Raw genomic sequence first — 4,049 nt, 5'->3', positions numbered from 1 at the left:
ATCCATGTTGACTGCCATACCGCTTTCGCGAGCAAGCCCGCTCCCACAGATTTTGTGCCTGGCTCAGATTATGTGAGCGACACCGAAACCTTGTGGGAGCGAGCTTGCTCGCGATGGGGCCATCAGCTTCAACATCAATGTTGACTGCCATACCGCTTTCGCGAGCAAGCCCGCTCCCACAGATTTTGTGCCTGGCTCAGATTATGTGAGCGACACCGAAACCTTGTGGGAGCGGGCTTGCTCGCGAAGAGGCCATCAGCTTCAACATCCCTGTTGACTGCCATACCGCTTTCGCGAGCAAGCCCGCTCCCACAGGTTTTGTGCCTGGCTCAGATTATGTGAACGACACCGAAACTTTGTGGGAGCGAGCCTGCTCGCGATGGGGCCATCAGCTTCGACATCCATGTTGACTGCCATACCGCTTTCGCGAGCAAGCCCGCTCCCACAGATTTTGTGCCTGGCTCAGATTATGTGAGCGACACCGAAACCTTGTGGGAGCGAGCTTGCTCGCGATGGGGCCATCAGCGTCAAGATCAATGTTGACTGCCATACCGCTTTCGCGAGCAAGCTCGCTCCCACAGGGTTATGGGGTGTGCCGGTTGATCAGGTACGGAACCTGCGCACCAACCCGTCCAGTTCATTGGACAACCCGGCCAGGCTCTGGGAGTCCAGGCGGGCCGAGTTGGCCAGTTCCGCCACCAACTGCGCATCGCCATGGATCTGGCTGATGTGCCGGTTGATGTCTTCAGCCACCTGATGCTGTTGTTCCGCCGCCGTGGCGATTTGGGTGTTCATGTCGCGGATCACGTCCACCGATTCGCGGATCTGCCCGAAGCTGTTGCGCGCTTCGCCGATGCGCGTCACCGATTGCTGGGACACTTCCAGGCTGGCGTGCATCTGTTGGGTCACCTGGCTGGTGCGTTTGGCCAGGTTGCCCAGCAGCCCGTCGATTTCCGCCGTGGAGTCGGCCGTGCGCTTGGCCAGGGCCCGCACTTCGTCAGCCACCACGGCAAAGCCGCGTCCCTGTTCACCGGCCCGGGCCGCTTCGATCGCGGCGTTCAGCGCCAGCAGGTTGGTCTGTTCAGCGATCGAGCGGATGGTCCCCAGGATCGACTGGATGTCGTTGCTGTCGCGTTCGAGCTGTTGCATCGACTGGGCCGACTGTTCGATTTCCTGGCTCAGGCGATCCACGCTGTTCACCGCCGCATCGATCTGTTGCTGACCTTCGCGCGCCTGGCGCTGGCCACTGTCGGCAGACTCCGCCGCCTGGCTGCAAGAGCGCGCGACTTCGTTGGCGGTGGCGACCATTTCGTGGAACGCCGTGGAGACCATGTCCACCGCTTCACGCTGGCGTCCGGCGGCTTCGGCCATGTCGCTGGAGACCTGGGTCGAACTCTTGGACGTGGCGAGGATTTTGCCCGCCGCGCCACCGATGTTCTGGATCAGGTTGCGAATCGCAGTCAGGAACTGGTTGAACCAGTTGGCCAGTTGCGCGGTTTCATCGTTGCCACGGATTTGCAGGTTCTGGGTCAGGTCGCCTTCGCCCTGGGCGATGCCTTCCAGGCCGCTGGCCACGCTGCGGATCGGGCGCACGATGAGGCTGGCAAAACTGGCGCCGACGATGGCGAAGATGACGGCCAGGGCGGCGGCGATGATGGCGATCAACCAGGTCAACTGGGTCGCGGAGCTCATCACGTCGTCCTGTTTGATCAGGCCGATGAAGGTCCAGCCCAGTTGTTCAGACGGCCAGACGTTGGCCATGTAGTGCTCGCCGTTCAGCTCCACTTCCACCAGGCCCTTGCCGGCCTTGGCCAGTTGCGCGTAGCCGTCGCCAAGGGTGCTCAGCGGTTTGAAGTTGTGTTCCGGTTGTTTCGGGTCCACCAGGACCATGCCGGTGTTTTCCAGCAGCATCAGGTAGCCGGTTTCACCGAGCTTGATCTGTTTGACGATTTCGGTGAGCTGCTTGAGCGTCACGTCGATGCTGACCACGCCGCCGTTGGTGCCCAGCTTGTTGTCGATGGTGCGCACGGTGCTGACATAGGTCGCGTCATCCTGGGCCCAGTAGTAGGCCTCGGTGCGAAACGGCTTGCCCGGTTTGGCCTGGGCGGCCTTGTACCAGGGGCGCTGGCGCGGGTCGTAGTTATTCAGCTTAGGATCATCCGGCCACGACACATAGCCGCCCGCCGCCGTGCCGAGGATGGCATAGGCGTAGGCCGGGTGGCTGTTGCCCAGATCCTGGAGCAGGGCGAAGACTTTTTTGTCAGCCTCCCCCTGAGGGACGCTTTCGGCGTTGGCGGCCATGTAAGTCTTGAGGCTGTCGTCGGAGTTTCGGATCAGCGGCTGCTTGGCCAGGTAATCGACGTTCTGGCTGATGCCGTCAAAGAACAATTGCATGGCATTGCTGACCTGACGAATCTCGCGGGCACTGCCGTCGACGAATTCGTCCCTGGCATCACTGCGCAGGTTCAGCACAACGAGGGTGGCGACCAGCACCACGGGCAGGCAGGCGATGATTGCAAACGCCCAGGTCAACTTCTGTTTGATGTTCATCCGCGCTCCAGATTTTCTTGTAGGCCCACGCAGTGCAGATGACTCGCGGTTTTATTGGCAGCCGTAAACGTTCTTGGTCAACCCGGGTCCTTGAGTGCGGCATCGCTATTATTGGGGGAGCGATTGTCGGACAAATCACTTTGTCACTTAGGACTTCGGCTGTTATCGGAGGAAATTGAGGCCTGTTGGGAAAAATCCTACGGAAGGTATGAACTGTGGTGTCAGCTTCTGTCGCAATTGCCCTCAATGCCTCTGCACAACAAGTGAGGCAGGCTCGGCTATGATCTGGAACGACCATGGCGGTCGTCGGTTTTACCTGATGAGAACGGTACATTGTGTGCATCTGCAATGTTCATAAGTCGGCAACCCCTCCCCCCCGTGAGTGGATTGCCGTATAACGAATGACTTTCGCGTGTTTGGTAATAAAGGACCCACAATAAAAGCTGATGAAGACTCCAAAACGCATTGAACCCCTGATCGAGGACGGTCTGGTCGACGAGGTGCTGCGCCCACTCATGAGTGGTAAAGAAGCAGCTGTTTATGTGGTGCGCTGCGGCAACGAGTTGCGTTGCGCGAAGGTTTACAAGGAGGCGAATAAACGCAGTTTCCGTCAGGCGGCCGAGTACCAGGAAGGCCGCAAGGTGCGCAACAGCCGTCAGGCCCGTGCGATGGCCAAGGGCTCCAAGTTTGGCCGCAAGGAAACCGAGGACGCCTGGCAGAACGCCGAAGTGGCGGCGCTGTTCCGTCTGGCCAGTGCCGGTGTGCGGGTGCCCAAGCCGTTCGACTTCCTCGAAGGCGTGCTGCTCATGGAGCTGGTGGCCGACGAGTACGGCGATGCCGCGCCGCGCCTGAACGATGTGGTGCTGGAACCGGACCAGGCGCGCGAGTATCACGCGTTCCTGATTTCGCAGATCGTGCTGATGTTGTGTACCGGTCTGGTGCACGGCGACCTGTCGGAGTTCAACGTGCTGCTGACGCCGACCGGCCCGGTGATTATCGACCTGCCGCAAGCGGTGGATGCGGCTGGCAACAACCACGCGTTCAGCATGCTGGAGCGGGACGTGGGCAACATGGCGTCCTACTTCGGGCGGTTTGCACCGGAGTTGAAGAAGACCAAATACGCCAAGGAAATGTGGGCCTTGTACGAGGCTGGCACCTTGCACCCGGCCAGTGTCCTGACCGGCGAGTTCGCCGACACGGAAGAGCTGGCTGACGTGGGCGGAATCATGCGCGAGATCGAGGCCGCGCGCCTGGATGAAGAGCGCAGGCAAGCCGTACGCGCGGCGGACGATGCGCCGCCGGGCAAGACCGAAGAACCGCCTCCACCGTGGATGCAGTGATCGGTTAAAGAAAAACCCGGCTTCGGCCGGGTTTAATGAGATGGTCAGCCTGACCGAGAAGCCCTGCAGGTTTACGCTTGCAGGGCTTTTCTCGTTTTCGGCGGAGGATCTCTCATGAACACGATGACGCTTCTCGGTATCGACATTGGCAAACACAGT

2 protein-coding genes and 1 pseudogene are annotated in these 4,049 nt (G+C 60.2%); 1 reads left to right on the top strand and 2 read right to left on the bottom strand.

Annotation, left to right across the window (positions count from 1 at the left end):
- Window positions 1–603: 603 nt before the first annotated feature.
- Complete coding sequence (locus KGB29_RS29035; RefSeq protein ID WP_371317838.1) at window positions 604–1,332, bottom strand: methyl-accepting chemotaxis protein; 729 nt, start codon at window positions 1,330–1,332, stop codon at window positions 604–606.
- Window positions 1,333–1,461: 129 nt separating this feature from the next.
- A pseudogene (locus KGB29_RS29030) lies at window positions 1,462–2,550 on the bottom strand (cache domain-containing protein); the annotation flags it as partial.
- A 446-nt stretch (window positions 2,551–2,996) separates the two neighbouring features.
- Between KGB29_RS29030 and KGB29_RS25810 the strand changes: the two are divergent.
- Window positions 2,997–3,890 carry a PA4780 family RIO1-like protein kinase gene (locus KGB29_RS25810; protein WP_090452950.1) on the top strand — a complete coding sequence of 298 codons (894 nt, stop codon included), beginning with the start codon at window positions 2,997–2,999 and terminating at the stop codon, window positions 3,888–3,890.
- Window positions 3,891–4,049: the final 159 nt, after the last annotated feature.

The organism is Pseudomonas sp. BF-B-30, from assembly GCF_019956305.1.
Taxonomy (GTDB): Bacteria; Pseudomonadota; Gammaproteobacteria; order Pseudomonadales; family Pseudomonadaceae; genus Aquipseudomonas; species Aquipseudomonas jessenii.
This window is presented reverse-complemented; position numbering and strand designations above follow the sequence as displayed.